The following is a 23,334-nucleotide window of genomic DNA, read 5'->3' on the forward strand; positions in this document are numbered from 1 at the left end:
GCAGCTTTCAGTTTGGGAAGCCATAGAGTCGTGCGGGATTGTCGACGAGGATGCGGTGGCGGGTCGCGGCGTCCGGCGTCCACTCCTGGAACAGCGTCAGCAAATGGCCGGCGTCGGGCATCTCGCCCTCGACGCGCGGATGCGGCCAGTCGCCGCCCCACACCAGCTGTTCGGAGTTGGCTGATACCAGTGCCTCGTGGAACGGCCGCGCATCCGGATAGTCCGGCGCTCGCCGGCTCAGCCGATGTGCGCCCGAGAGCTTGGCCCAGCACCAGCCCTCGCCGACCGCGCGCAGCAGGCTCTGGAAGCCGGTGGTGTTGATCCCGGAGGCAGCATCGGTGCGGCCCATGTGGTCGACGACGACCGGCAGACCCAGCGCTTTCAGCATCGGGACCGTGTCAGGCAGATCCTTCACGTCGATCCAGAGCTGCAGATGCCATCCGAGCTCGGCCATCACGCCCGCGTGCGTCTTGGCGACATCGAGGGGGATGCCGCCGCGATAATGCAATTGCCCGCCGCGGAAGAAATGGTTGAAGCGCAAGCCGCGCACGCCGAGCACATGCCATTGCCGCAGCGTGCCCGCCGCCACATCGGCATCGGCCACCGCAACGCCGCGCAGCCGCGCCGGCTCGTGCTGCAACGCATCCAGCATCGCCGAATTGTCGTGGCCATGCGCGCTGCCCTGCACCAGCACGCCGCGGGTGAAACCCAGCGCATCGAGCATGCCGAGATAGGTCGCGAGCGGCGCGTCCGGCGGCGTGTAGCTGCGATCGGCGGCATAGGGAAAGCGGTCCGCGGGGCCGAACACATGCGCATGCGTGTCGCAGGCCTTTGGCGGCAGCTTTTCTCGCGGCGGCGTCACCGGACGCGGCGGCAGGCAGGCGGGAATCTCGGGCGCAGCCATCGACTTACTCCGCCTTCATGCCGGCGGCCTTGATGATCGGCCCCCATTTGTCGTAGTCGGCCTTGATCTTGGCGGCGAACTGGTCCGGCGTGGAGCCGATCGGGATCGCGCCGAGCTTTCCGAGACGCTCCTTCATGGCATCGGTATTTACCGCCGCGACGAAATCATGCGAGATCTTCGCGACGAGATCAGCGGGCATGTCGCCGGGCCCGAGCAGGCCCCACCACACCTCGGTGTCATAGCCCGGCACGGCCTCCGACACGCTGGGCACGTCGGGCAGGAACGGCGCACGCGAGCCCGTCGTCACCGCCAGCGCGCGCACCGTGCCGGCCTGCAACTGCCCGACCGATTCCGGCCCGTTGTTGAACGACATCGGAATTTGTCCGCCGAGCAGATCGTTGATCGCAGGCGCGCCGCCCTTGTAGGGGATCGCGTTGAGATCGATCCTGGCAAGGCTGTTGAAGAGCTCGCCGGCCAGATGGGTCGAGGTGCCGTTGCCGGCATGGGCAAACGACAGGCTGCCGGGCTTCGCCTTCGCAGCGGCGATGACATCGCTGACCGACTTGTACGGTGAGTCCGCGCGCACCAGCAGCACATTCGGCGACGAGGCGAGCAGCGAAATCGGCGAAAAATCCTTGAACGTGTCGTACGGCAGCTTGGGATAGAGGAACGGATTGGTGGCGTGGCCGCTCGCCACCATGATCAGGTTGTAGCCATCGGGCGCGGAGCTCACGATCGCCTGCGAGGCGATCACCCCGCCGGCGCCCGGCCGGTTCTCGACCACGATCGACTGCGTCCAGGTTTTCGACACGGATTCGGCCAGCGTCCGCGTCAGCACGTCGACGCCGCCGCCGGGCGGGTATGGGACGAGAATGTGAACGGCCTTTGCCGGATATGGCTGCGCGGACGCAAGGCCGGCCACGACCGTGGCTGCTGCCGCAATGGCGGTCCGCCAGACCCATCCGGCCATCGACGCCTCCCGTCCCGTGATCGTTCTTCCCTTGAGCGTTACCGCCTGTATGGCATGCCGGTTCGACGCTGCGATGGTCCAATTCCGCAGATCGCGTTGCGGGCGCGACATGTTGACAATCACACGCACCGCGTCAAGTTTCATGGCGCAAGCGATCATCAGCGTCGCGCGAGAGGGAGAACAGGATGGCGGCCGCGGAACAAGCCTCGTCCAAGGATAAAGCCCAGTCGGCGACCACCTGGCACGGCATCGTGCGGCAGACGCTGAAGCGGAACGAGATCAAGCTGGTGCCCTATGTGCCCGACCGGGTGCTGACCACGCTGATCAAGGACCTGCACGCCGATCCGTATTTCACGACGTTTCCGACCGCGCGCGAGGAAGAGGCCGTCGGCATCGTCTCCGGCGCCTGGATGGCGGGCACGCGCGGCGCCGTGCTGATGCAGACGTCGGGCTTTGCCACGCTTGCCAATGTGCTGGCCTCGCTCGCCGTGCCCTACCAGATCCCGCTGATCATGTTCGTCTCCGAGCGCGGCACGCTCGGCGAGTTCAACTACGGCCAGGCGCTGGTCTGCCGCACCATGCGCCCGGTGCTGGATTCGCTGGCGATGGAACATCACACCATCACCAGGCTCGACGAGCTCGAATTCATCGCCGACCGCTCGATCAAGCAGGCGATCACCACCCAGGCGCCGGTGGCGCTGATCCTCTCGCCGCTGCTCACCGGCGGCAAGACCTTCGACAAGTGAGATCAGCCATGACCAGCACACAAGCGCGCAACACCAAGGTGATGAACCGCTTCGATCTCACCCGACGCCTCGTCGCCGGACTGAAGGACGAGGCCGTGATCGGCGGCATCGGCAACACCAACTTCGATCTCTGGGCCGCCGGCCACCGCCCTGAGAATTTCTACATGCTGGGCAGCATGGGACTTGCGTTCCCGATCGCGCTCGGCGTCGCGCTGGCGCAGCCGAAGCGCCGCGTGTTCGCGCTCGAAGGCGACGGCTCGCTGCTGATGCAGCTCGGTTGCCTCTCGACCATCGCGACGCTGGCGCCGAAGAATCTCACCATGGTGGTGATGGACAACGGCATCTACCAGATCACCGGCAGTCAGCCGACGCCGGCGGCTGTTCATACCGACATCGTCGCGGTCGCGCTCGCCAGCGGGATCGCGAACAGCTCCTGGGCCGCCGACGAGGACGATTTCGAGCGGCTGATCGAACAGTCGAAACAGGCCTCCGGCCCGACGCTGATCGGCGTCCGCATCGACGACAAGCCCGGCACCGGCACGACAAGGCGCGACCCCGTGCAGATCCGCGAGCGCTTCATGCACGGGATGGGAGTCAGGCAGCTGCTGTGAGCGAACTGCCGCGACATCCCCGCCCGTCATTGCGAGCGTAGCGAAGCAATCCATCTCGCCGCTACGCCGAAAGATGGATTGCTTCGTCGCTTCGCTCCTCGCAATGACGGCAATCGACCCCAAGGCGTTCGCCCTCAATTCATCCGCAACTCCGTGATGTGCCGTGGGTCCGGCGCGAGCTCACCGCGTTCGACGCGCTTGACGATGTCGGTCAGCGCGGCGTTGGCATTGCAGGCGAGGCCGAGCTTCTCGCCCTCGCGCACCACAAAGCCGTTGAGGAATTCGATCTCGGTGCGCCGCCCCTTCTGCATGTCCTGGCCCATCGAGGGGCGCTGCGCTGATGAAGTGCGCTTACTATCCTTGAAGCGCTGCTCGTCGCAGGCGCGGGTCGCGGCCGCGTCGCCCTCGCCCGCCCGCGCGATCGTCTCCGGCGGCAGATGCAGGATCTCTTCGAGCTGATAGCCATGCGCCTGGCCGACTCGGATCGCCTCGCTGCCGAGCCGCGTCGAGAAGCGGCGCAGCGGTTCGCTTTGCAGCACCTCGCCGCCCGCTAGGCCCGTGCAGGCCGAGAGCCCGTTGCCCATCACGTTGGCGACGAGCTTGGACCAGCGCTCGCCCCAGAGATTGGAGGTGACCTTGGCGCTATCGGAGTAGCCGACCAGGCGGCAGACCTCCTCCGCCCGCGCGGTGATGCGGCCATGCACCTCGCCGGCGCGAAACACGGTGTGCGCCGTGCCACCCTTGCCGGCGCCGCGGTGGATGTGCCCGGACTCCGGCAGATTGACGGTGATGCTGCTCGCGATGCAGCCGAGCGTCTTGCCCCAGCCGACGATGCCAGCGATCGTCTCTTCATTCATGCAGTTTTGCAGCGAGACGACATAGCCGTCCGGCGCGAGATATTGCCGGATCAGCATGGTCGCCCAGGCGGTGTCGTAGGACTTCATGCAGACGAAGGCGATGTCGACGGGCTTTTCCTTTGCCAGCTGCTGGACGTCGGTGACATCAAGCGCGCGCACCGGCACCGAGAACTCCGCAACATCCATCGCATGCGTGACGCGCAGTCCGTGCTTGCGCATGTGCGCGACATGCTCGGGCCAGGGATCGATGAAGGTGACGTCCTCACCCGCCTGCACCATATGCGCACCGGCATAGCCGCCGACCGCACCGGCGCCGACGATCGCGATCTTCCGACCCATGTTTCTACCCTGCTCTTGTTTGGTGCGGACACTGGCTGCGTCCGCTTGTTGCGGACCAGTCTAGGCGATCGCGCCGTCAGGCCAACCAGGCGCCTCATGAAAAAAGCGGGCCTGTGCCATGCGAAAATCCCCGCGGGCGACAAGCCCGCGAGGATCTTTGCAGTTGGACACATCAGCGCGATCAGTCGATGATCTTGACGACCCGGCGGGTGCGCGGCTCGACGATCACGCGGCGATCATTCACGACAGCGTAGCGATATTCGGTGTGGCGCGGCACCGGACGCAGCACGACGGTGTCGGGCAGCGGTTCGCCGACCACGACGCGCTCGCGCACCACGACCGACGGCTCGTCGCGCGGGATCGACGTGATCACCGCATTCGGAATCTCGAGGCCGGCGCCGACCGCTGCACCAACCGTGCCGCCGACGATCTCGCCAACCGGGCCTGCGATCTCGCCACCGGTTCGCGCACCGTTCGCGGCGCCCGCCGCGGTCGTGGACTGTGCGAAAGCCGAGCCGGACGCGAGCAGCGACGCAGCGGCGACAAGGGACACGGCAAAACGCTTGTTCATGATTCTCCTCCTCCGAGCTATGAGACGCCCCTTCAACATCGCAGGGAACGAGACGTTCCAGTTCCAACGCGACAACTTGCGCGCAAATTCCAGTTCCACTGCAACTCGCCTTAGTTCCAGCAAAAATGAAAAATGCCGCTCCGGATCGTGCCCGAAGCGGCATTCATCATTGGTTCAGATTCAGAGATGGTTCAGAGCGGGAGCGCGCTGCGCGCCTTTCATGCCGGCGGCTTTTGATCGGCTCGTCGTCTTGGCGTTCGCCGTCTTGGAGGCGGTGCGGCCGTCTGCTTGATGCGGATTCGCGTCGTCCCGCCCTTGGGCTGTTCGATCTCGAAGGCATTTGTCCTGCGCACCAATTCGCTCAGGGTGCGGAAGCCGTAAGTCCTTTGATCGAAATCCGACGCCAGATTGGCCAGCTGCCGTCCGACCTCGCCAAGCGTCACCCAGCCGTCCTCGCTGGCCATCTGGCCGATCACCTTCTTGAGGATGGGCGTGGCGGCGTCCGGCGGCTGCAACGGCTGGGCACGCACCGCCGCATCCTGATTGCTAGTCACCCCGCCGCGCAAATTCTCCGTATAGACGAACCTGCGGCAGGCCTGCCGAAAACTCTCCGGCGTCTTCTGCTCGCCGAACCCGAACACGTCGATGCCGTGCTCGCGGATGCGGGCGGCGAGCCGGGTGAAATCGCTGTCCGACGACACCAGGCAAAAGCCGTCGAACCGGCCGCTGTGCAGGAGGTCCATCGCGTCGATCACCAGGGTAATGTCGGATGCATTCTTGCCGGTCGTATAGGCGAATTGCTGCTGCGGGATGATGGCGTGCTTGGACAGAATGTCGGCCCAGCCCTTGGACCTCGGATTGGAGAAGTCACCATAGATACGGCGCACGCTGGCCTCGCCGATCTTGGCGATCTCCTCGAACAGCGCATCGGCGATCCTTGCAGATGCATTGTCGGCGTCAATCAGGACCGCCAGACGGGGCGAACGGAGTTCGGAAGGCATGGCTTCTCTCTGCCGGGATGGGATGGATCAAGATTCCGCTGGACGGCTCCGGAACCGACGCAGCCGTCGCATCGGAGCACATCGCGCCTCCCAAGCATAGGGTCGGTGGCATCGCCGGGACTTTCGCGGCGAAAGCACCCTCGGGCGGTGTGGTCAGAGCACCTCGCCCATATCGATCGCGCGCCTCGCGAACTCGATGGCCTTCTCAGCGGTGATCGCATCCGCTGTCGTCGTCGCCTCGTCGCGCACCGACGGCGGAGACGCGATCCGGATCTTCTTGCCGTTCGACCGGCGGATGGTCGCGCGCCAGCGATCGACATCGCGCCGGTAGGCATCGATCACAAAATCCCGATAGGTGACGCCGCTCATGAGCGGCTGAAGGGACGCGGCTTCGAGACCGGCCGGCCGGCTTGCGACATCGCGCACCATCTCGACAATCATCTCGACGGCATGCTCCCGCGCGGCGCCGGTCGCGTCCCTGAGCAGATAGCTCACCGCCGCGCCGATCTGCGCCCGTGCGCGATCGTCGCTCGCAAAATCCAAATCGACCTGAACTGACATGATGGGGAAAACGCCTCCGCCGGACCCAATATCGGATACCTCCAGGCATCCGGTACGTCGCAACCACGAGACCTTTAGCCGGCCCCCATTAAAGCCGGATTATCGGACAGGCCTCGATTTCTCAGATGCCGTTAACCGGGCTTTGATGCCGCTTCGGAACGTCCGAGCGGCATCGAACGTCGATCGGATCACAGCGGGCCCGCGCCACGCGCCGATTTGTCCCCGGCCCTGTCCGGCGCGGAGGCCGGCTCGCTCCCGCCAGTTCGCGTGTGATCACCAATTGACATATCACTGCTATCCGTGTGACATTTTATGAAACAGGGCCGACAAGAGCCCGGCAACGTCCATTTGGGGAGGACAGCAATGACCATTTCCGACGTCACCGCAGCGGCGGGAAGCCGGGCTCCAGCCGCCGTCGCGCGCACCGCGCAAGCCCAGCAGGTCGCGGACATTGCGGCACGGCTGGAGCGCCTGCCGCTGACCTCCTATCAGCGATGGATCTTCGGTATCATCGCAACCGCATGGTTCTTCGACAGCATGGACCTGGCCGCGCTGACTTTCGTGCTCGGCTCGATCCGCCAGACCTTCGGCCTGTCGACGGCGGAAGCCGGGCTGCTGTCCAGCATGAGCTTCCTCGGCATGTTCATAGGCGCCGCGTCCGCCGGCCTGCTGGCCGACCGTTTCGGCCGCGCCCGCGTCTTCCAGGTCAGCATGATCTTCTGGGGCTTGGGCAGCCTGTGCTGCGGTCTCTCGACGACGGCAACCGCGCTAGGCGCTTCCCGCCTGCTGCTCGGCTTCGGCATGGGCATGGAGTTTCCGGTCGCGCAGTCGATGGTCTCGGAGATCATGCCGGCCCGCAACCGCGGCCGCTACATCGCGTTCCTCGAAGGGTTTTGGCCGCTCGGCTTCATCGCATCGGGCCTGCTGACCTACTTCGTGCTGCAGGCCGCCGACTGGCGCTGGGTCTTCATCGTGCAAGCGATGCCGGCCGTGTTCGTGCTCGTGGTGCGACGCTACGTTCCGGAATCGCCGCGCTGGCTCGCTTCCCACGGCTATTCCGAGCGGGCCGAAGCGACCGTGCGCGACATTGAGAGCCGGGTCCGGAATCGTCTGGGCAGCAAGGATCTGCCGCCGGTGGTACGCCAGGCCGCCGCTCCCACATCCGAAGTGACCGGCCTGAGGACGCTGTTTTCGGGCATTTACGCCAAGCGGACCGCGATGTTGTGGACCTTGTGGTTTTTCGCCCTGCTCGGCTTCTACGGTCTGACCACGTGGCTCGGCGCGCTGCTGCAGGCCAAGGGATTCCCGATCACCAAATCGGTGTTCTACACCATCCTGATCTCGCTGGCGGGCATCCCCGGCTTCCTGGTCTCGGCGTGGCTCGTCGAATCCTGGGGCCGCAAGGCGACGCTGGTGATGAACCTGCTCTGCGGCGCGATCGCCTGCCACTTCTACGGCTCGGCGGCGGACCAGACCCAGCTCATCATTGCCGGCCTCTGCATGCAGTTCTTCCTGTTCGGCATGTGGTCGGCGCTCTACGCCTATACGCCTGAACTGTACCCGACCCATGTTCGCGCCACGGGAACCGGTTTTGCCTCCGCGGTCGGCCGGATCGGTTCGCTGATCGGCCCCTATGTGATCGGCGTGATCCTGCCCGCGGCGGGGCAGAGCGGCGTGTTCGCGCTGGGCGCCGGCGCGTTCGTGGTGGCGGCGCTGGCGGTGCTGTTGCTCGGCGAGGAAACCCGCGGCCGCACGCTGGAGAGCATTTCGCACTGATGATGCGCTGCGGTTCGCTGCACGCGGCCGGATTCGGTGTAGCGCCCGTCGAGCGGCCTTGTCAGTGCCAGCGGGGCGTGTGAGATATCTGCTGTACAGCAGCACTCAAGATCCCGATGGCCGATTCGAACAAGCGATCCAGCACGGTGCGCGCCCGCGCAGCAGGAAACTGCCGGCCGGCGCGGCCATCGTCTGCTGCCGCCGGCAAGCCGCGCGCTGCCGCGCAGGCCCGTCTCCCGCAAGGCGACGTCACCCTCACCGATCGCGCCTATGCCGAGCTGGAAGAGCTGATCGTGACGCTGCAACTGCCGCCCGGCACCGCGCTGTCCGAGCTCGTGCTCGCCAAGCGGCTCGACATCGGCCGCACCCCGATCCGCGAGGCGTTGCAGCGGCTGTCGCGCGACGGCCTCGTCAACATCCTGGCCCGTCGCGGCGTGCTGGTGTCGGAGATCGACCTGCGCGCCCAGCTCCGGCTGCTCGAGGTGCGCCGCGAGCTGGAACGGCTGATGGCGCGCGGCGCCGCCGAACGCGCCACCAGCGAGCAGCGCGCGCAATTCTGCGAGATCGCGGCCGGCATGCGGCGTGCGGCGGAAAAGTCCGACGATCTGCTGTTCATGCGGCTGGATCACCAGTTCAACACATTGATCTCGGCGGCGTCGCGCAACGAGTTCGCCTCCCGCGCCATGGGCCTGATGCACGGCCTGTCGCGCCGATTCTGGTACCAGCATTACAAGGAAGCGGCCGATCTGCCGCTCGCGGCGCGGCTGCATGCCGACGTCGCCGAAGCCGTCGCGGAGCGCCGCGTCGACGCCGCCGGTGCGGCGTCCGACAGCCTGATCGACTATATCGAAAGCTTTGCGCGTTCGACGCTGTAATCCCTCAATGTTCGACGACCGTGCGGATCGAGCGGCCGCGCCGCAACGCCTCGAAGCCGTCATTGATGCCGTCGAGGCTGCAGCGGCCGGTGATCAGCTCGTCGAGCTTGAGCCGGCCGTCGAGATAGGCCTGCGCCAGCAACGGGAAGTCGCGCCGTGGCCGCGCGCCGCCGTAGCTCGAGCGGCGAAATCGCTTCTCCCCCATCAACGCGCCCCAGCGGAAACCCACGTCCTGCGTGACGTCGATCTTGCCGAGCCAGATCACCTCGCCGCCCGGCCGCACCGCCTCCGCAGTCTGCCGAAACGCCTTGGGATGGCCCGCCGCCTCGAGGATGACGTCGGCGCCCCGCCCGCGTGTCGCCTCCTTGGCGAACTGGACCGGATCCTCGCGCGCCGCGTTGACGACTTGCGTCGCGCCGAGTTGCCGCGCCAGCGCAAGCTTTGCATCGTCGAGGTCGACCGCGATGATCGCACCGGCGCCGGCGAGCCGGGCGCCCTGCACCGCTGCCAGCCCGACCGCGCCGCAGCCGGTAACCATCACGGTATCGCCATAGCCGATGGCGGCGACGTTCAGCGCGGCGCCAACGCCGGTCATGACGCCGCAGCCGATCAGGCACGCACTGTCGAACGGGATGTCCTTGGGCACGACGATCGCCTGCTGCGCCGGCAGCACGAGGTATTCCGAGAACGCGCCGAGGAACATCAGGTGGGCCAGGCTGCCGCCGCCCGCGAGCTGCGCCTTCGACGCGCCGTCGAAATGCACGCCTTCCGCGCCTCTCGCGAGATAGGTCTCGCACAGGATCGGCTGCGCGCGGTCGCAGTGAAAGCAATGCCCGCAATGCGGATTCCAGGACAGGATCACGTGATCGCCGGCGCGCACGTCATGCACCGCGCTGCCGACCTCCTCGACCACACCGGCCGCCTCGTGCCCGAGGATCATCGGCAAGGGATAGCGCAGCGACCCGTCGATCACCTCCAGATCGGTGTGGCAGAGCCCCGCAGCACGCACTTTCACCACGACGTCGGTCGGCATCGGTGCAGCAAGCGAGACGCGCTCGATGGAGAGCGGCGTTCCGCTTTGATGCAGCACCGCCGCGCGACAGGTCAGGGTCATCTCAAAGAATTCTCCGGCGGAGAAATCCGCGTGGGGTTAGGCCGCTTGTCCGGATCGCAGTGCCGCGACCGCCTCGTCGAGATCTGCCGAGGAGAGCTCCCATTCATTGCCGAAATTGGCGACGATGCGCCGCATGAAGCTCTCGTACAGCGCCTTCGCCGCGGCCGCGTCGCGCAGATGATCATGGAGCAGCGCGAAGGCCAGCTGTGCCGGCTCGGGCCCCTCGTAGCTCCATTCAAAGCCGTGCTCGGTGAGACGAAGCTGGTCGTAGTGCGGTGACAGCGGCTCGCCGTCGACCAGCACGGAAATGCCGTCGATGGTGCGGTCCCCGGCATAGCTCGCCATCGGAGTCTCCCTGTGCTGCAGCATCATATCAGGATCCCGGAGGATGCATCTTGAGGTCCTTCTTGACGACCTCCGGGAATATCCACATCGCGACCGTGGCGAATACGCCAAGGAAGGCGACCGCGTAGCTCGGTCCCTGCTGTCCGAGATAGACCATGAAGAAGTATCCGCAGGCCGCCGTGGCGAGGCACGCCAGCGACAGCATGAGCTTGATGTGGCTTGGCATCGAGACCTCCCTTCAGGTCATCCAGATGTGAAACGACGGTGCGGCCACGCCGACCAGCAGCGCCAGCGCCGCGATCATAGCGCAACAGGACAGCCGCAATCCCGCGCGTCCGTCGCGCCACCAGTCCGGCAGCGCCTGAAACAGCCCGGGCAGGAACAGGAACAGCACACCGCCCACCACAACGACGGTGGTCCAGCGCAGCTCGACCAGGGCGAACGCCAGCGTGCCGGCGAGCAACATCAGCCACAATGCGGACGTCATCGTCACCGGCAGAACGCCGCGTCCGCGCAGCGGATACATCCCAGCAAGCTGCAGGAAGCCGATGCAGCACACGCTCCACAGCAGGCCGAACCAGGCGAGGCCGGCGAGATTGGGTTCAAGCTGCGGCATGCGGCACCGATTGCTCCTTCACCACGACCCGCGGCGTCCGCGCCGTGCGTCGCATGTCGGTCTTCACATAGCGCGTGCTGTAGCCGTTGAAGATGTGGCCAAGCAGGCCGCGATTGAGATCGGAGGTGCCGAACACATAGTCCATCACCGGGAAGGTCAGGTTCATGTTTCGCTCCATCATGATCGACTGGTTGTGATGAGCGGTATGATGCCGGCGGATGGTGTTGACGAACGGCATGTTGCGCACGAAGGCATTTTCCTCGACGTGGCAGCAGAAGTGCATGAATTCGTAGATCAGGTACATCGACGTCGTCGTGGTGATCAGCAGCCAGCCGGTATTGGCCGAGATCACGAGGCCGGCGACGATCGCCGGCGGGATCGACATCAGGGTAAACACCACGAGCGCATAGGGCGGAAAGAAGGTGACGCGCCAGTCGTGATGATCGGCGAAGCGCATTTCCTCCTCGGTGAAGAACTGATGGTGCATCAGGGTGTGGCGGCTGTAGATCGCGCGCAGCAAGGGCACGTTCGAGGGCCGGTGCATGACGAAGCGATGCACCGCCCATTCGAAGAAGTTCGCAATCAGGAACACCACCGGAATGGTGAGGTATTCCCACCATTGCACGTCGTGCACATTGGCCAGGTAGACGTACAGCGCCGTGAAGCCGATCGTGTAGATCAGCACGACGTGCAGCCAGCCATTGTACCAGCCCACCACGCGCTCGCGGTAGGTCGCGCGATATTTGCGCTGGCGGTCGGTCATCCCTGTTGCAGCCAACTCCATCGCGGCACCCTCCACCATTGTTATCTGACATATCAGTAGCACATCAGACACGGAAGGCAAGCTGCCTTGACGGGCAAGACGCAGTCGAGAAAAAGGGATGACGCGCGGAACCGGCGCAAGACGGAGCAGGAAAGCCGGGGCTGATTTCGAACGATCGGGCTGATGTCGCCCTTCCCCCTCCATCGCCGGCAAAGGCTCGAATGGGAGCGCCCCAATGAAAGGCCGCCCCGGACGATGTCCGGGGCGGCCTCTGGTGTTCGGCTGATCAGACGATCAGAGCAGTCCCGCGCCGCGGGCCCATTTGTACTTGGCGCCCAGCACCTCGACCGGCAGCTCGGTCGAATAGGCGTAGGCCGGAATGCCGTTCTGGTAGAGATATTCGGCGGCTTCCTCGACCTCGACGTCGCCGGCGAGCGAGGCGACGATCGGCTTCACGAAGCCTTTGGCCTCCATCTCCTTCTTCACCTCGACCATGTTGCGGGCAAACACCATCGGCGGCGTCACAATGGTGTGCCAATAGCCGAGGATCAGTGCGTGGATGCGCTCATCGGAGAGACCGAGCTTCACCGTGTTGACGTAGGTGATGGGCGGCTCGCCGCCGGTGATATCCACAGGATTTCCGGCCGCGCCGAACGGCGGGATGAACTTGCGGAACGCCGCATCGAGATCCGGCGGCATCTGCATCAGCGACAGGCCGTTGTCGACGACGGAGTCCGAGAGCAGCACGCCGGAGCCACCGGCACCGGTGATGATCAGGACGTTCTCGCCCTTCGGCGTCGGCAGCACCGGCACGCCGCGGGCGAACTCGAGTAGCTGCCGGAGCGAGCGCGCGCGGATCACGCCGGACTGCTTGAACACGTCCTCATAGATCTTGTCGTTGCCGGCGAGTGCGCCGGTGTGCGACGACGCCGCCTTCGCACCCGCAGACGTGCGGCCGGCCTTCAACACGACCACCGGCTTCTTCTTGGAGACGCGTTTGGCGGCCTCCGCGAAGGCACGGCCGTCCTTCAGGTCTTCGCAGTGCTGCGCGATCAAATTGGTGTTCGGATCCTGCTCGAAGAAGGCGAGCAGATCGTCCTCGTCGATGTCGGACTTGTTGCCGAGGCCGACGATCGCCGACACGCCCATCTTGGCCGAGCGCGAGAAGCCGATGATCGCCATGCCGATGCCGCCCGACTGCGACGACAGCGCCGCGTGGCCCTTGACGTCATAGGCGGTGCAGAACGTGGCGCAGAGGTTGGCCGGGGTATAGTAGAAGCCGTAGATGTTCGGCCCCATCAGGCGGATGTTGTATTTCTTGCCGACCTCGACGATCTCGGCCTGCAATTCGGGCGCGCCGGCTTCGGCAAAGCCCGAGGGAATCAGCACTGCGCCGGGGATTTTCTTCTCGCCGCACTCGACGAGCGCGCCGGCGACGAATTTCGCCGGGATCGCGAACACCGCCGTGTCGATCACGCCGGGCACGTCCTTGACGCTCTTGTAGGCCTTGTAGCCGAGGATCTCCTCGGCCTTCGGGTGGATCGGATAAATCTCGCCCTTGTAGCCGCCGTTGATGAGGTTCTTCATCACGGAGTTGCCGATCTTGCCGTCCTCGGCGGAGGCGCCGATCACCGCAACGCCCTTCGGCTGCATGATGCGGCTCATCGCGGCGACGATCTCTTCGGTCGGGCGCGGCGCCGGGCGCGGCTTGTAGTCGAAGTCGACGACGATGCGGACGTCGGCGGCGATCGCGTTCTTGCTGGTGGCGAACACCGGATTGAGGTCGAGCTCGACGATCTCGGGGAAATCGCTGACCAGCTGCGACACCTTGACGATGATTTCGGCGAGCGCCTCGCGATTGACCGGCTCGCCGCCGCGCACGCCCTTCAGCATCTCATGCGCCTGGATGCCGTCGAGCATCGACAGCGCATCGTCCTTGGTCGCGGGCGCGAGACGGAAGGTGATGTCCTTGAGGATTTCGACCAGCACGCCGCCGAGGCCGAAGGCGACCAGTTTGCCGAACGAGCCGTCGGTGATCGAGCCGACGATCACCTCGGTGCCGCCGCCCAGCATTTGCTGGACCTGGATGCCCTCGATCTTGGCATCGGCCTTGTATTTCTTGGCGTTGGCCAGAATCGCCTCGTAGCTCTTCTCGGCGTCTGCGGCGTTCTTGACGCCGACCACGACGCCGCCGGCCTCGGTCTTGTGGAGGATGTCGGGCGAGACGATCTTCATCACCACGGGGAAGCCCATGTCGGAGGCGATCCGGGCAGCCTCGGCGGCCGACTTGGCGACGCCCTCCTTCGGCACCGGAATGCCGTAGGCGTCGCAGACCACCTTGCCTTCGGGCGCGGTGAGGCTCGTGCGCTTGTCGGCCCTGACCGCATCGAGAATTTTGCGGACCGCATCCTTCGAATTTGACATTGGCTTCCTCCTGGGACAGATTTTGTGGCATTTGGTATGCCAAAAACGTAATTGTCAAGGTCGGTCGACGCCCAAAAATATCGAAAAATATGGGCAGCTTGACATTCTGGTATTTGGCATGCCAAAAATCTAAGGTACTTTCTTCTGCTAAGAAGACGTCTCCAAGAGGAGGAGACGAGTCGTGCCAGAACCGAAACAGACCAAGGCGTCGCCCACCATGGCTGACACAGATATCGCCATCGTCCGGATCGCGCCGGAGACGAGCTTCAAGAACAAGGCCTATGAAGCCTTGAAGGAAGCGATCCTGAAGATGGACATCTACGCGACGCCGGAGCCGGTGATGCTCGACGAGCGCGCATTGTCGGAGCGTCTCGGCGTCAGCCGCACGCCGATCCGCGAAGCGATCGCGATGCTCGAGCAGGACGGATTCGTGAAGACCGTGCCGCGCCGCGGCATCATCGTGGTCCGCCGCACCAAGGCGGAGATCGTCGACATGATCCGCGCCTGGGCGGCACTGGAGAGCATGGCGGCGCGGCTGATCACGACCACCGCGCGCAAGAAAGACATCTCGGCGCTGCGCGACTTCTTCAAGGACTTCAGCGACGACCGCCTGCCGCAGGATCACGTCGAGGAATATTCCAAGGCCAACATCGCCTTCCACCAGGCGCTGATCTCGCTGTCGGAATCGCCTGTCCTGGTCGATCTCACCAATGACCTGCTGCTGCATGTGCGCGGCTATCGCCAGCTCACGATCGGCCGCAAGGACCGCACCGCGACCTCGCTGCCCGAGCATCTCGGGATCATCGAGGCACTGGAAGCGCGCGACACCGAGCTTGCCGAAAAGCGTGCCCGCGATCACACGCTCGGCCTCGCCGCCTATGTCGAGGCGCACGGCCAGGAATTATTCACGTAGAACCGATCACGTAAGTTTGAGAGTCCACACCCGCTTCAGACGACGATCAGATCGTCCGAACAAAGAACGATCAGGGAGACGATGCCGATGCTGAATACCGCTACGAAGTCCGAGGCACCGGGCACCGAGCAAGAATTGACCGATGGCTTCCACCTCGTCATCGATGCGCTCAAGCTCAACGGCATCGACACCGTCTATGGCGTGCCGGGTATCCCGATCACGGACCTCGGCCGCATGGCCCAGGCGGCGGGCATTCGCGTGCTCTCGTTCCGCCACGAGCAGAATGCCGGCTACGCAGCCTCGATCGCCGGCTTCCTGACCAAGCGTCCCGGCGTCTGCCTCACGGTGTCGGCGCCCGGCTTTCTCAACGGCCTCACTGCGCTGGCCCACGCCACCACCAACTGCTTCCCGATGATCCTGATCTCCGGCTCGTCCGAGCGCGAGATCGTCGATTTGCAGCAGGGCGACTATGAGGAGATGGACCAGCTTGCGATCGCCAAGCCGCTCTGCAAGGCGGCGTTCCGCGTGCTGCACGCCCAGGACATCGGCATCGGCCTTGCGCGCGCGATCCGCGCCGCGGTGTCGGGCCGTCCGGGCGGCGTCTATCTCGACCTGCCCGCAAAGCTGTTCGGTCAGGTCATGGACGCGGCGGCCGGCGAGAAGTCGCTGGTCAAGGTGATCGATGCTGCGCCGGCGCAGCTCCCTGCCCCGTCGGCGGTCAAGCGTGCGCTCGACGTGCTGAAGAACGCAAAACGTCCGCTGATCATCCTCGGCAAAGGCGCGGCCTATGCGCAGGCCGACGAGGCGATCAAGAACTTCGTCGAGAAAAGCGGCGTGCCGTTCCTGCCGATGAGCATGGCCAAGGGCCTCTTGCCCGATCTGCATCCGCAATGCGCGGGTGCTGCGCGCTCGACCGTGCTGAAGGAAGCCGACGTCGTCATGCTGATCGGCGCCCGCCTCAACTGGCTGCTCTCGCACGGCAAGGGCAAGACCTGGGGTGAAGCTCCGAAGAAGTTCATCCAGGTCGACATCGAGCCGAAGGAAATGGATTCCAACGTCGAGATCGTCGCCCCCGTGGTTGGCGATATCGGCTCCTGCGTGTCCGCGTTCCTCGACGCCATGGGCGCGAACTGGACGACCGCACCGGGCGACTGGCTCGCTACTGTGGCCAAGAAGCGCGACGACAACGTCGCCAAGATGGCGCCGAAGCTGATGAGCAATGCGTCGCCGATGGATTATCACGGTGCGCTCGGCGCGCTGCGCACGATCATCGCGGAACGTCCCGACACCATCTTCGTCAACGAAGGCGCCAACACGCTCGATCTCGCCCGCGGCGTCGTCGACATGCACAAGCCGCGCAAGCGGCTCGATGTCGGCACCTGGGGCGTGATGGGCATCGGCATGGGTTATTCGATCGCGGCTGCGGTCGAGACCGGCCTGCCCGTGCTCGCGGTCGAAGGCGACAGCGCGTTCGGCTTCTCCGGCATGGAGGTCGAGACCATCTGCCGCTACAAGCTGCCGATCTGCGTCGTGATCTTCAACAATGACGGCATCTATCGCGGCACCGACGTCAACAGCGCGGGCGAGGATCCGGCAACCACCGTGTTCGTCAAGGGCTCGCGCTACGACAAGATGATGGAAGCCTTCGGCGGCGTCGGCGTCAACGCCACCTCGCCCGACGAGCTGAAGCGCGCGGTCAATGCGGCGCTGGATTCCGGTAAGCCCACCTTGATCAATGCGGTGATTGACCCGGCGGCGGGCTCGGAGAGCGGCCGCATCGGCAATCTCAATCCGCAAAGCGTGCTGAACAAGAAGAAGTAACCCCCTAGCCCAAATCACTCCCTGCGGGTGCAGGGGCAGACAGAGTACGGAGCAATAGATATGACCAAGGCGCTCAAGGGCGTTCGCATTCTCGATTTCACCCACGTCCAGTCGGGTCCGACCTGCACGCAGTTGCTGGCCTGGTTCGGCGCCGATGTGATCAAGGTCGAGCGTCCCGGCGTCGGCGATATTACGCGCGGCCAGCTGCAGGACATCCCGAACGTGGACAGCCTGTATTTCACCATGCTGAACCACAACAAGCGCTCGATCACGCTCGACACCAAGAACCCGAAGGGCAAGGAAGTGCTGACCGCGCTGATCAAGCAGTGCGACGTGCTGGTCGAGAATTTCGGTCCCGGCGTGCTCGATCGCATGGGCTTCCCCTGGGAGAAGATCCACAGCATCAACCCGAAGATGATCGTCGCCTCGATCAAGGGTTTCGGCCCCGGCCCGTATGAGGATTGCAAGGTCTACGAGAACGTCGCGCAGTGCACCGGCGGCGCCGCTTCGACCACCGGTTTCCGCGACGGCTTGCCGCTCGTCACCGGCGCGCAGATCGGCGACAGCGGCACCGGGTTGCACCTCGCACTCGGCATCGTCACCGCGCTCTATCACCGCACCCACTCCGGCAAGGGCCAGCGCGTCACCGCGGCGATGCAGGACGGCGTGCTCAACCTCGCCCGCGTCAAGCTGCGCGACCAGCAGCGCCTCGCCCATGGCCCGCTGAAGGAATACAGCCAGTACGGCGAAGGCATCCCGTTCGGCGACGCGGTGCCGCGCGCCGGCAACGATTCCGGCGGCGGCCAGCCCGGCCGCATCCTGAAGTGCAAGGGCTGGGAGACCGACCCGAACGCCTACATCTACTTCATCACCCAGGCCCCGGTCTGGGAGAAGATCTGCGACGTGATCGGCGAGCCGAGCTGGAAGACCGATCCGAACTACGCCAAGCCGGCGGCCCGCCTGCCGCGCCTGAACGAGATCTTCGCCCGCATCGAACAGTGGACGATGACGAAGACAAAATTCGAGGCGATGGAGATCCTCAACAAGGACGACATCCCCTGCGGCCCGATCCTGTCGATGAAGGAGATCGCCGAAGACCAGTCGCTGCGCGCGACCGGCACCGTGGTCGAGGTCGATCACCCGACCCGCGGCAAGTACATCTCGGTCGGCAACCCGATCAAGCTGTCGGATTCGCCGAGCGAAGTCGCCCGCTCGCCGCTGCTCGGCGAGCACACCGACGAGATCCTGCGCGAGGTGCTCGGCTTCAGCGATCACCAGGTCGCCGAGATCCACGACTCCGGCGCGCTCGATCCGCCGCGCAAGCAGGCGGCCGAATAACGGCTGGGCTCAATCAAAGCGACAAACGGCCGCGGACAACCGCGGCCGTTTTTGTTCCGGCTGGTCGTCTGACCTCCGCATCGATGCGGGCATTGATGAGCTCGATGCCACATGTCTGCCCAGGGGATAACCCATTCAGCCTTTACGACAATAGCCTGTTCGATCACTGCGCCGGTACCGCCGGGCAACGCCCGCGATGGTGCGGCCGGTCAACTTCTGCGCACAGCGTCGGCGGTGCCTGACGCCAAGGGTACGCCGGATGATCGCGTCGATCTCGGAGGCGCAAGATCCTGGATAAAATCTCGCAGTGCCTCGGTATCGAATGGCTTGCGGAGGATTTTTAGACTTGGCGGGGCTGCTTTTGCGGCATCGCTGTAACCGGTTGTGAGGGCTATGGGCAAACCGGGGTATCGCGACCGAACTTCTCTCGCGAGCCCGACGCCATCGATGGTCCCTGGCATGACGATATCGCTGAAGACAAGATCGATTTTCGTACCGGTATCGAGCAGTTTCAATGCCGCTTCGGCCGAATCTCGATAGATGGTTTCATAACCCAGATGCTCGAACAGCGATGATGTCACATCCGCCACTTCGGGGCTGTCGTCGACAACGAGCACCGTCTGCCGCGGCGGCTGCTTTGGCCTTGCCCGGGCAGCGGCGAGGTCCTTGCTGGTGATCTGCTCGTCCGCACAGGACGGCAGATAGATTGTAATCGTTGTTCCCTGTCCGACCTTGCTGTCCGCCGTCACCGTTCCGCCCGCCTGGTGCGCAAAACCATAAACCTGGGACAAACCGAGCCCGGTCCCCTTGCCGACCTCCTTGGTCGTGAAAAACGGATCGAACATCTTGGACAGCAGATTTGGCGGAATACCGGTGCCCGTATCGCCAAGTGCGATCGCAAAGAAGGCCTTCCCACGGCGATCGCCGCCGGTTTCCTGATTTGCGGTGACCGCGTGGACGGACAACGTGAATGTGCCGCCGCTTGTCATTGCATCTCGCGCATTGACGGCGATGTTGACGATCGCAAGTTCAAGTTCGGCGAGGTCAACCTTGACCGGCGCAACACCGTCGCCAACGTTCTCGTTGTACACGATGTTCCCGCGCAGCGAGCTTTCAATCATGGTCCGCATGTTCTTGATGGACGCATTCAGGTCAACGACCGTCGGGCTGAGATGCTGGTGACGAGAGAACGTCAACAATTGGCGCGTGAGACTCTCGCCGCGTTTGGCCGCGGTTTGTATGGCGTCGATGGCCTTCGGCAGTTTCGGATCAAGCAGGCGTTGAAATATCTGGGCACTTCCTCCGATGATCATCAATAGATTGTTGAAGTCGTGTGCGATCCCGCCGGTCAGCTTGCCGATTGCCTCCATCTTCTGAGACATCGCGAGCTGTTCGCGCGCCTGGACCAGCTTCTCCTCCGCGTCGCGCCGCTCCGTCGCGTCGCGCAGGATACTGATAAAACCGATCAGATTTCCTGCGTCATCACGGCTCGAAGAGACTGAGCCCGTGATGAAAAACGGCGTACCATTCTTTCTGATACGCCACCCCTCTACGTCGTACTTGCCGCTTTCGATTGCCGACTCCAGCGCGTGTGTCGGTGAACCCGCGCGGCGTTCATCCGGCCGATAGAATATCCCGAAGTGCTTGCCTATGATTTCTTCCGAGGTGTAGCCGATGATCTTTTGAGCGGTGCTATTCCAGCTCGTAACGTGTCCTTCCCGATCAAGCGCAAAGATTGCATAGTCGACAACGCCTTCGATAAGAGTCTGGAAGTGTCGTCTGATGCTGTCGAGCGCCAAAGCTTTGCGTTCAAGCTGACTGTTCAGCTGGTCCTGGACGGAAAGAAAATGGGCTTCCCTGGCCTGGCGCGTCGCGCTTGCCGCGGCCAGGGCAAGCGAAGGCGCCGGCACGATGATCGAAAGCACGAACAAGGATAACAGCGCTCCGTTCGGATCGATTTTCGGAAATGGATCATTCCCCACCGAGAACCCCCACACGGCAGTTCCGATGAAAATCAAGGCGGCCGTCGCCACGGTGCATCGATCGCCGCGCAGGCCGGCCCAGATCAAGGGCAGCAGAACCAGAAAGCCCAGAAGGCTGCGATGCGGCAGCGACACGTCGAGGCCGTTGCTGACGAGATCGCTACCGATCAGCGGGCTGTAAGCAGCGAGCCCGATGATACCAGCGAGAGCAGCGACCGTGATCGATTCCAACAGAGCCCATTTGGAAGCAATGCGTAAGGGCATCGTCGCCCAGAGCACGATGACCGGAGCAATCACCAGGGCCTCAGCAGCGTCCGCAAGCCACCAGGTCAACCCGGCGACGACGGAATCGGAAACATTCGATTCGTTGGCGAGCGTGAAGCCGGCCAAGGCGATGGCTGAACTGATCATCGTGGTCGGCGCAAAGGAAATGATTGCAAACTTTGCGACACCGGACGGTGTGGCAAGCGTCTGCCGACCGTTCGACCAGCGGCCGATCAGCCATGTCCCGGCACATGCGGCTAGGAGGGTGCCGATCCCGCGCGGCGCCGACCTCCAGGAGCGATCGGTCGGCCATGAGGTAAGGTGAGAGAGCCCCTACCAGGATCGCGGGCCAGATCCGGTAGCCGCGCAGCAGGACCAGCGCGAGCGCAAGCCCGGTTGGTGGCCATAGCGGTGTCGCGGCTGGATTTATTGCGGGAAGCAATCGCGCGGATTCGGCAAGACCGGCATAAATTGCGGCAACTATCAGGATTTCGGCCGCGTAGATCGCAACGCTCCGAGCGTCGCCAAACGCGAAAATCTTGGCCTTGCCGAACCTTGCCCTTTCCATCGCGAGCCTTTGCAGTGGGCATCTCAACAATGCGGACGCAGTTTTGACCAAAACATGGCCACACGATCGTGAGTAGCGAGGCGCTAGCCAACTTCGGAACGAGGGGCCATCGGGCAGCACCATTGACCTAACAGCGATGGTACACTACGCGCGGCAGCATCCGGAATACGAATCGGTCCGATCCCGCCGCGTGTCGGTGAGATCATCAGCAATCATTTTCCCTGTTGGCGCAAGAACTCTCGCTGTCGCCCTGATGACCGCTTCGGATTAAGAGCTGACGTGAGGCTCAATTACTCCGCTCGCTTCCAAATCACGTCGACTACGTCTCCAGCCGGAGGACGAACGGTCAGCGTCAGTCGGTCTCCCGCAATCGCAACGAAGCGGTTCTGATCAGTGCCATTCCAGTTTGGAAAGGAACTGCCTTCGACCTTGATTGCGATGCTGCTATCTGCCTCGTTTATTGAATACGTTCCGAAGTAGGTTATCGTGCCGTCGGCCGTTTCTTTGTTTTCCTCAGGGGTGCCTTGCCACAAGGCATTGCTCGCGTATTTGGCTCGATCTGGTCGCATCACCGTGATGATGTACCGCCCACCCGCATCAAAGAAGGCGATGCCCCTCGGGCTGGTCCCATAACGCTCGACCTTGGTGCCGTCGCCTTTCTTCTGCTCCCACGAAAGCAGCGTCCAAGTGCCCACCAATTGCTCTTTGAACGATGTCTGGCCCAGCGCGTCGAATGCCATCGTGAACGATCCAAAAGCCGCAATGGCGCATGCGGCAAGAGCCACTCGCAAACGCACTATTCTCTCCCAAGAGAAGGATTGATAGGGTCGCATCGCAATCCCCGGGCACTTTACCACGCTCGGTCGAAGGTCGAAGCAAGTAAGACAAGGTCGGCATGTCCGTTAGGTCACAAGCGGACTTGAAGGCATCCGAGAAGCCAAATCCGCTTCGCAGCCGGGCATCGCACGCTGCCGGATTCGCCGAGCGAGGTCGCCCATTCGCCGCTGCTCGGCGAGCACACATCAGCGCGATTTTGGCGGCCGGTTTAACCTCGGTGCTCGCGCAATCAGCAAGCCATTAGCCCCCTTCGCCGCCTTCGGCCTCACCCTCATCGCCCGGCACATATTCCAGAATGTCCCCCGGCCGGCAGTCGAGCTCGCGGCAGATCGCCGACAGCGTCGAGAAGCGCATCGCCTTGGCCTTGCCGGTCTTCAGGATCGACAGGTTCTGGATCGAGATGCCGATCGCGTCCGCGAGGTCTCCGAGGCGGCGCTTGCGCTTTGCGAGCATGACATCGAGGTTCACCACGATGGGCACGAGCATCACCCTCAGATCGTCAGATCGTTTTCGGACTGCAACAGGATGGCATGCTCGAGCACGAACTTCAGCGCCATCAGGAACACACCGCCGGCGATGGTGCCGACATCGAGGTTGTAGTTCAGCAGCAGGAACTTGATGTCGCCGATCCGATACAGGACATAGATCACCGCGTTGGTCGTGATCGTATCGACGAACGGCCAGACCACCAGAAAGATCCCCATCCACCAGACGCCCTGCAGTGTCTCGGACACAAAAATCCGGCCGTTCGCGAATCGGTTCACCATGCGATGAAGCATGCCGATCAGCACGGCGTAAAACGATACCCCAAGCGCAAACAGCGACCAGAACAGCAGCTGGCCCATGGTCGACATGGTGAGCGGGTTGGCGACGATGCTGGCGCACTTCGCCTGCTCGCCGCTCAGGCTTTCCGCAACCGTGACCGGAGCCGTCATGGTGCGGTAATAGGCCAGCCACAGCACCACCGACAGCGCGGCCCAGATCACCCAGAACGCCCGATCGAGCCGGCGAAACCAAAGCTGGCGCTGCTCACGAACCAATTTCCTCATCGCACCCATCCGATAATTTTTTTGCCCGCACAGGCCGTTACGGCCGGGCCGCATCATGCTGCGGTAATGTTGTTGACTCAACCTTAAAC

Annotated in this window: 23 protein-coding genes; 7 read left to right on the forward strand and 16 right to left on the reverse strand. The window is 63.9% G+C overall.

Annotated elements, in window-relative coordinates; all coding sequences use genetic code 11:
- Positions 1 to 7: 7 nt before the first annotated feature.
- Entirely contained in the window at positions 8 to 904 is an 897-nt protein-coding gene (locus tag ACVW1C_RS05940; protein WP_456757606.1) for an amidohydrolase family protein, read from the reverse strand.
- Positions 905 to 908: 4 nt separating this feature from the next.
- Entirely contained in the window at positions 909 to 1,874 is a 966-nt protein-coding gene (locus ACVW1C_RS05945; RefSeq protein WP_456757607.1) for a Bug family tripartite tricarboxylate transporter substrate binding protein, read from the reverse strand.
- Between the two features lie 185 nt (positions 1,875 to 2,059).
- On the opposite strand from ACVW1C_RS05945, the gene ACVW1C_RS05950 reads away from it, so the two are divergent.
- A complete protein-coding gene (locus ACVW1C_RS05950; RefSeq protein ID WP_456757608.1) occupies positions 2,060 to 2,620 on the forward strand; it encodes a thiamine pyrophosphate-binding protein in 561 nt (186 codons plus the stop codon).
- An 8-nt stretch (positions 2,621 to 2,628) separates the two neighbouring features.
- Positions 2,629 to 3,231, forward strand: a complete 603-nt coding sequence (locus ACVW1C_RS05955) for a thiamine pyrophosphate-dependent enzyme (RefSeq protein ID WP_456757609.1) — start codon at positions 2,629 to 2,631, stop codon at positions 3,229 to 3,231.
- Between the two features lie 134 nt (positions 3,232 to 3,365).
- On the opposite strand, the gene ACVW1C_RS05960 is transcribed toward ACVW1C_RS05955, so the two are convergent.
- The 4 genes from ACVW1C_RS05960 to ACVW1C_RS05975 form a co-directional block, all read right to left on the reverse strand.
- Positions 3,366 to 4,427: a ketopantoate reductase family protein gene (locus ACVW1C_RS05960; RefSeq protein ID WP_456757610.1), complete on the reverse strand. Its 1,062-nt coding sequence runs from the start codon at positions 4,425 to 4,427 to the stop codon at positions 3,366 to 3,368.
- A gap of 181 nt (positions 4,428 to 4,608) precedes the next feature.
- The gene (locus ACVW1C_RS05965) at positions 4,609 to 4,998 is read right to left on the reverse strand and encodes a DUF1236 domain-containing protein (RefSeq protein WP_456757611.1); all 390 of its coding nucleotides are present in this window, start codon (positions 4,996 to 4,998) and stop codon (positions 4,609 to 4,611) included.
- Positions 4,999 to 5,216: 218 nt separating this feature from the next.
- The gene (locus tag ACVW1C_RS05970; RefSeq protein ID WP_456757612.1) at positions 5,217 to 5,999 is read right to left on the reverse strand and encodes an NYN domain-containing protein; all 783 of its coding nucleotides are present in this window, start codon (positions 5,997 to 5,999) and stop codon (positions 5,217 to 5,219) included.
- A 153-nt stretch (positions 6,000 to 6,152) separates the two neighbouring features.
- Positions 6,153 to 6,560 (reverse strand): hypothetical protein, encoded by a 408-nt coding sequence (locus ACVW1C_RS05975; RefSeq protein ID WP_173641891.1) that lies wholly within the window; start codon positions 6,558 to 6,560, stop codon positions 6,153 to 6,155.
- 363 nt (positions 6,561 to 6,923) lie between these two features.
- Between ACVW1C_RS05975 and ACVW1C_RS05980 the strand changes: the two genes are divergently transcribed.
- Positions 6,924 to 8,336 carry an MFS transporter gene (locus ACVW1C_RS05980; protein ID WP_456757613.1) on the forward strand — a complete coding sequence of 471 codons (1,413 nt, stop codon included), beginning with the start codon at positions 6,924 to 6,926 and terminating at the stop codon, positions 8,334 to 8,336.
- Positions 8,337 to 8,452: 116 nt separating this feature from the next.
- A complete protein-coding gene (locus ACVW1C_RS05985) occupies positions 8,453 to 9,211 on the forward strand; it encodes a GntR family transcriptional regulator (protein ID WP_456757614.1) in 759 nt (252 codons plus the stop codon).
- 4 nt (positions 9,212 to 9,215) lie between these two features.
- On the opposite strand, the gene ACVW1C_RS05990 is transcribed toward ACVW1C_RS05985, so the two are convergent.
- The 6 genes from ACVW1C_RS05990 to ACVW1C_RS06015 all read right to left on the reverse strand — a co-directional run bounded on the left by ACVW1C_RS05990 (position 9,216) and on the right by ACVW1C_RS06015 (position 14,473).
- Positions 9,216 to 10,325 carry a Zn-dependent alcohol dehydrogenase gene (locus ACVW1C_RS05990; RefSeq protein WP_456757615.1) on the reverse strand — a complete coding sequence of 370 codons (1,110 nt, stop codon included), beginning with the start codon at positions 10,323 to 10,325 and terminating at the stop codon, positions 9,216 to 9,218.
- Positions 10,326 to 10,361: 36 nt separating this feature from the next.
- On the reverse strand, positions 10,362 to 10,670 hold the full coding sequence (locus tag ACVW1C_RS05995; RefSeq protein ID WP_456757616.1) for a DUF6166 domain-containing protein: 309 nt from the start codon (positions 10,668 to 10,670) through the stop codon (positions 10,362 to 10,364).
- Between the two features lie 28 nt (positions 10,671 to 10,698).
- Positions 10,699 to 10,896, reverse strand: coding sequence for a hypothetical protein (locus ACVW1C_RS06000; protein ID WP_456757617.1), 198 nt, complete (start codon positions 10,894 to 10,896; stop codon positions 10,699 to 10,701).
- 12 nt (positions 10,897 to 10,908) lie between these two features.
- Entirely contained in the window at positions 10,909 to 11,286 is a 378-nt protein-coding gene (locus tag ACVW1C_RS06005) for a hypothetical protein (protein WP_456757618.1), read from the reverse strand.
- Complete coding sequence (locus tag ACVW1C_RS06010; RefSeq protein ID WP_456757619.1) at positions 11,273 to 12,070, reverse strand: sterol desaturase family protein; 798 nt, start codon at positions 12,068 to 12,070, stop codon at positions 11,273 to 11,275. Before ACVW1C_RS06010 ends, ACVW1C_RS06005 begins: the two co-directional genes overlap by 14 nt.
- A 273-nt stretch (positions 12,071 to 12,343) precedes the next feature.
- Positions 12,344 to 14,473, reverse strand: coding sequence for an acetate--CoA ligase family protein (locus ACVW1C_RS06015; protein WP_456757620.1), 2,130 nt, complete (start codon positions 14,471 to 14,473; stop codon positions 12,344 to 12,346).
- 217 nt (positions 14,474 to 14,690) lie between these two features.
- Between ACVW1C_RS06015 and ACVW1C_RS06020 the strand changes: the two genes are divergently transcribed.
- The 3 genes from ACVW1C_RS06020 to frc all read left to right on the forward strand — a co-directional run bounded on the left by ACVW1C_RS06020 (position 14,691) and on the right by frc (position 18,545).
- Positions 14,691 to 15,386 (forward strand): GntR family transcriptional regulator, encoded by a 696-nt coding sequence (locus ACVW1C_RS06020; protein WP_456763001.1) that lies wholly within the window; start codon positions 14,691 to 14,693, stop codon positions 15,384 to 15,386.
- An 87-nt stretch (positions 15,387 to 15,473) separates the two neighbouring features.
- Positions 15,474 to 17,207, forward strand: a complete 1,734-nt coding sequence (gene oxc / locus ACVW1C_RS06025; RefSeq protein WP_456757621.1) for an oxalyl-CoA decarboxylase — start codon at positions 15,474 to 15,476, stop codon at positions 17,205 to 17,207.
- A 60-nt stretch (positions 17,208 to 17,267) separates the two neighbouring features.
- On the forward strand, positions 17,268 to 18,545 hold the full coding sequence (frc, locus tag ACVW1C_RS06030; protein WP_456757622.1) for a formyl-CoA transferase: 1,278 nt from the start codon (positions 17,268 to 17,270) through the stop codon (positions 18,543 to 18,545).
- Between the two features lie 209 nt (positions 18,546 to 18,754).
- Here frc and ACVW1C_RS06035 read toward each other — a convergent pair whose 3' ends face one another.
- The 4 genes from ACVW1C_RS06035 to ACVW1C_RS06050 form a co-directional block, all read right to left on the reverse strand.
- Positions 18,755 to 21,064 (reverse strand): PAS domain S-box protein, encoded by a 2,310-nt coding sequence (locus ACVW1C_RS06035; RefSeq protein ID WP_456763002.1) that lies wholly within the window; start codon positions 21,062 to 21,064, stop codon positions 18,755 to 18,757.
- A 585-nt stretch (positions 21,065 to 21,649) separates the two neighbouring features.
- Positions 21,650 to 22,099: a lipocalin-like domain-containing protein gene (locus ACVW1C_RS06040; protein WP_456757623.1), complete on the reverse strand. Its 450-nt coding sequence runs from the start codon at positions 22,097 to 22,099 to the stop codon at positions 21,650 to 21,652.
- Between the two features lie 337 nt (positions 22,100 to 22,436).
- Positions 22,437 to 22,676 (reverse strand): helix-turn-helix domain-containing protein, encoded by a 240-nt coding sequence (locus tag ACVW1C_RS06045; protein WP_176535116.1) that lies wholly within the window; start codon positions 22,674 to 22,676, stop codon positions 22,437 to 22,439.
- An 11-nt stretch (positions 22,677 to 22,687) separates the two neighbouring features.
- A complete protein-coding gene (locus tag ACVW1C_RS06050; protein ID WP_456757624.1) occupies positions 22,688 to 23,245 on the reverse strand; it encodes a DUF2975 domain-containing protein in 558 nt (185 codons plus the stop codon).
- Between the last annotated feature and the right edge of the window lie 89 nt (positions 23,246 to 23,334).

The sequence above is a fragment of the Bradyrhizobium sp. USDA 4011 genome, from assembly GCF_054063415.1.

What these genes read in the sequence shown, in the direction of transcription:
- ACVW1C_RS06000 (WP_456757617.1), bottom strand. Translation starts at nt 10,896, where the DNA reads ATGCCAAGCCACATCAAGCTCATGCTGTCGCTGGCGTGCCTCGCCACG.
- ACVW1C_RS05960 (WP_456757610.1), bottom strand. Translation starts at nt 4,427, where the DNA reads ATGGGTCGGAAGATCGCGATCGTCGGCGCCGGTGCGGTCGGCGGCTAT.
- ACVW1C_RS05970 (WP_456757612.1), bottom strand. Translation starts at nt 5,999, where the DNA reads ATGCCTTCCGAACTCCGTTCGCCCCGTCTGGCGGTCCTGATTGACGCC.
- ACVW1C_RS06010 (WP_456757619.1), bottom strand. Translation starts at nt 12,070, where the DNA reads ATGGAGTTGGCTGCAACAGGGATGACCGACCGCCAGCGCAAATATCGC.
- ACVW1C_RS06040 (WP_456757623.1), bottom strand. Translation starts at nt 22,099, where the DNA reads ATGGCATTCGACGCGCTGGGCCAGACATCGTTCAAAGAGCAATTGGTG.
- ACVW1C_RS05975 (WP_173641891.1), bottom strand. Translation starts at nt 6,560, where the DNA reads ATGTCAGTTCAGGTCGATTTGGATTTTGCGAGCGACGATCGCGCACGG.
- ACVW1C_RS06005 (WP_456757618.1), bottom strand. Translation starts at nt 11,286, where the DNA reads ATGCCGCAGCTTGAACCCAATCTCGCCGGCCTCGCCTGGTTCGGCCTG.
- ACVW1C_RS05985 (WP_456757614.1), top strand. Translation starts at nt 8,453, where the DNA reads ATGGCCGATTCGAACAAGCGATCCAGCACGGTGCGCGCCCGCGCAGCA.
- ACVW1C_RS05965 (WP_456757611.1), bottom strand. Translation starts at nt 4,998, where the DNA reads ATGAACAAGCGTTTTGCCGTGTCCCTTGTCGCCGCTGCGTCGCTGCTC.
- ACVW1C_RS05950 (WP_456757608.1), top strand. Translation starts at nt 2,060, where the DNA reads ATGGCGGCCGCGGAACAAGCCTCGTCCAAGGATAAAGCCCAGTCGGCG.
- ACVW1C_RS05940 (WP_456757606.1), bottom strand. Translation starts at nt 904, where the DNA reads ATGGCTGCGCCCGAGATTCCCGCCTGCCTGCCGCCGCGTCCGGTGACG.
- ACVW1C_RS06015 (WP_456757620.1), bottom strand. Translation starts at nt 14,473, where the DNA reads ATGTCAAATTCGAAGGATGCGGTCCGCAAAATTCTCGATGCGGTCAGG.
- ACVW1C_RS05945 (WP_456757607.1), bottom strand. Translation starts at nt 1,874, where the DNA reads ATGGCCGGATGGGTCTGGCGGACCGCCATTGCGGCAGCAGCCACGGTC.
- oxc (WP_456757621.1), top strand. Translation starts at nt 15,474, where the DNA reads ATGCTGAATACCGCTACGAAGTCCGAGGCACCGGGCACCGAGCAAGAA.
- ACVW1C_RS06020 (WP_456763001.1), top strand. Translation starts at nt 14,691, where the DNA reads ATGGCTGACACAGATATCGCCATCGTCCGGATCGCGCCGGAGACGAGC.
- ACVW1C_RS06050 (WP_456757624.1), bottom strand. Translation starts at nt 23,245, where the DNA reads ATGAGGAAATTGGTTCGTGAGCAGCGCCAGCTTTGGTTTCGCCGGCTC.
- ACVW1C_RS05955 (WP_456757609.1), top strand. Translation starts at nt 2,629, where the DNA reads ATGACCAGCACACAAGCGCGCAACACCAAGGTGATGAACCGCTTCGAT.
- ACVW1C_RS05995 (WP_456757616.1), bottom strand. Translation starts at nt 10,670, where the DNA reads ATGGCGAGCTATGCCGGGGACCGCACCATCGACGGCATTTCCGTGCTG.
- ACVW1C_RS05980 (WP_456757613.1), top strand. Translation starts at nt 6,924, where the DNA reads ATGACCATTTCCGACGTCACCGCAGCGGCGGGAAGCCGGGCTCCAGCC.
- ACVW1C_RS05990 (WP_456757615.1), bottom strand. Translation starts at nt 10,325, where the DNA reads ATGACCCTGACCTGTCGCGCGGCGGTGCTGCATCAAAGCGGAACGCCG.
- frc (WP_456757622.1), top strand. Translation starts at nt 17,268, where the DNA reads ATGACCAAGGCGCTCAAGGGCGTTCGCATTCTCGATTTCACCCACGTC.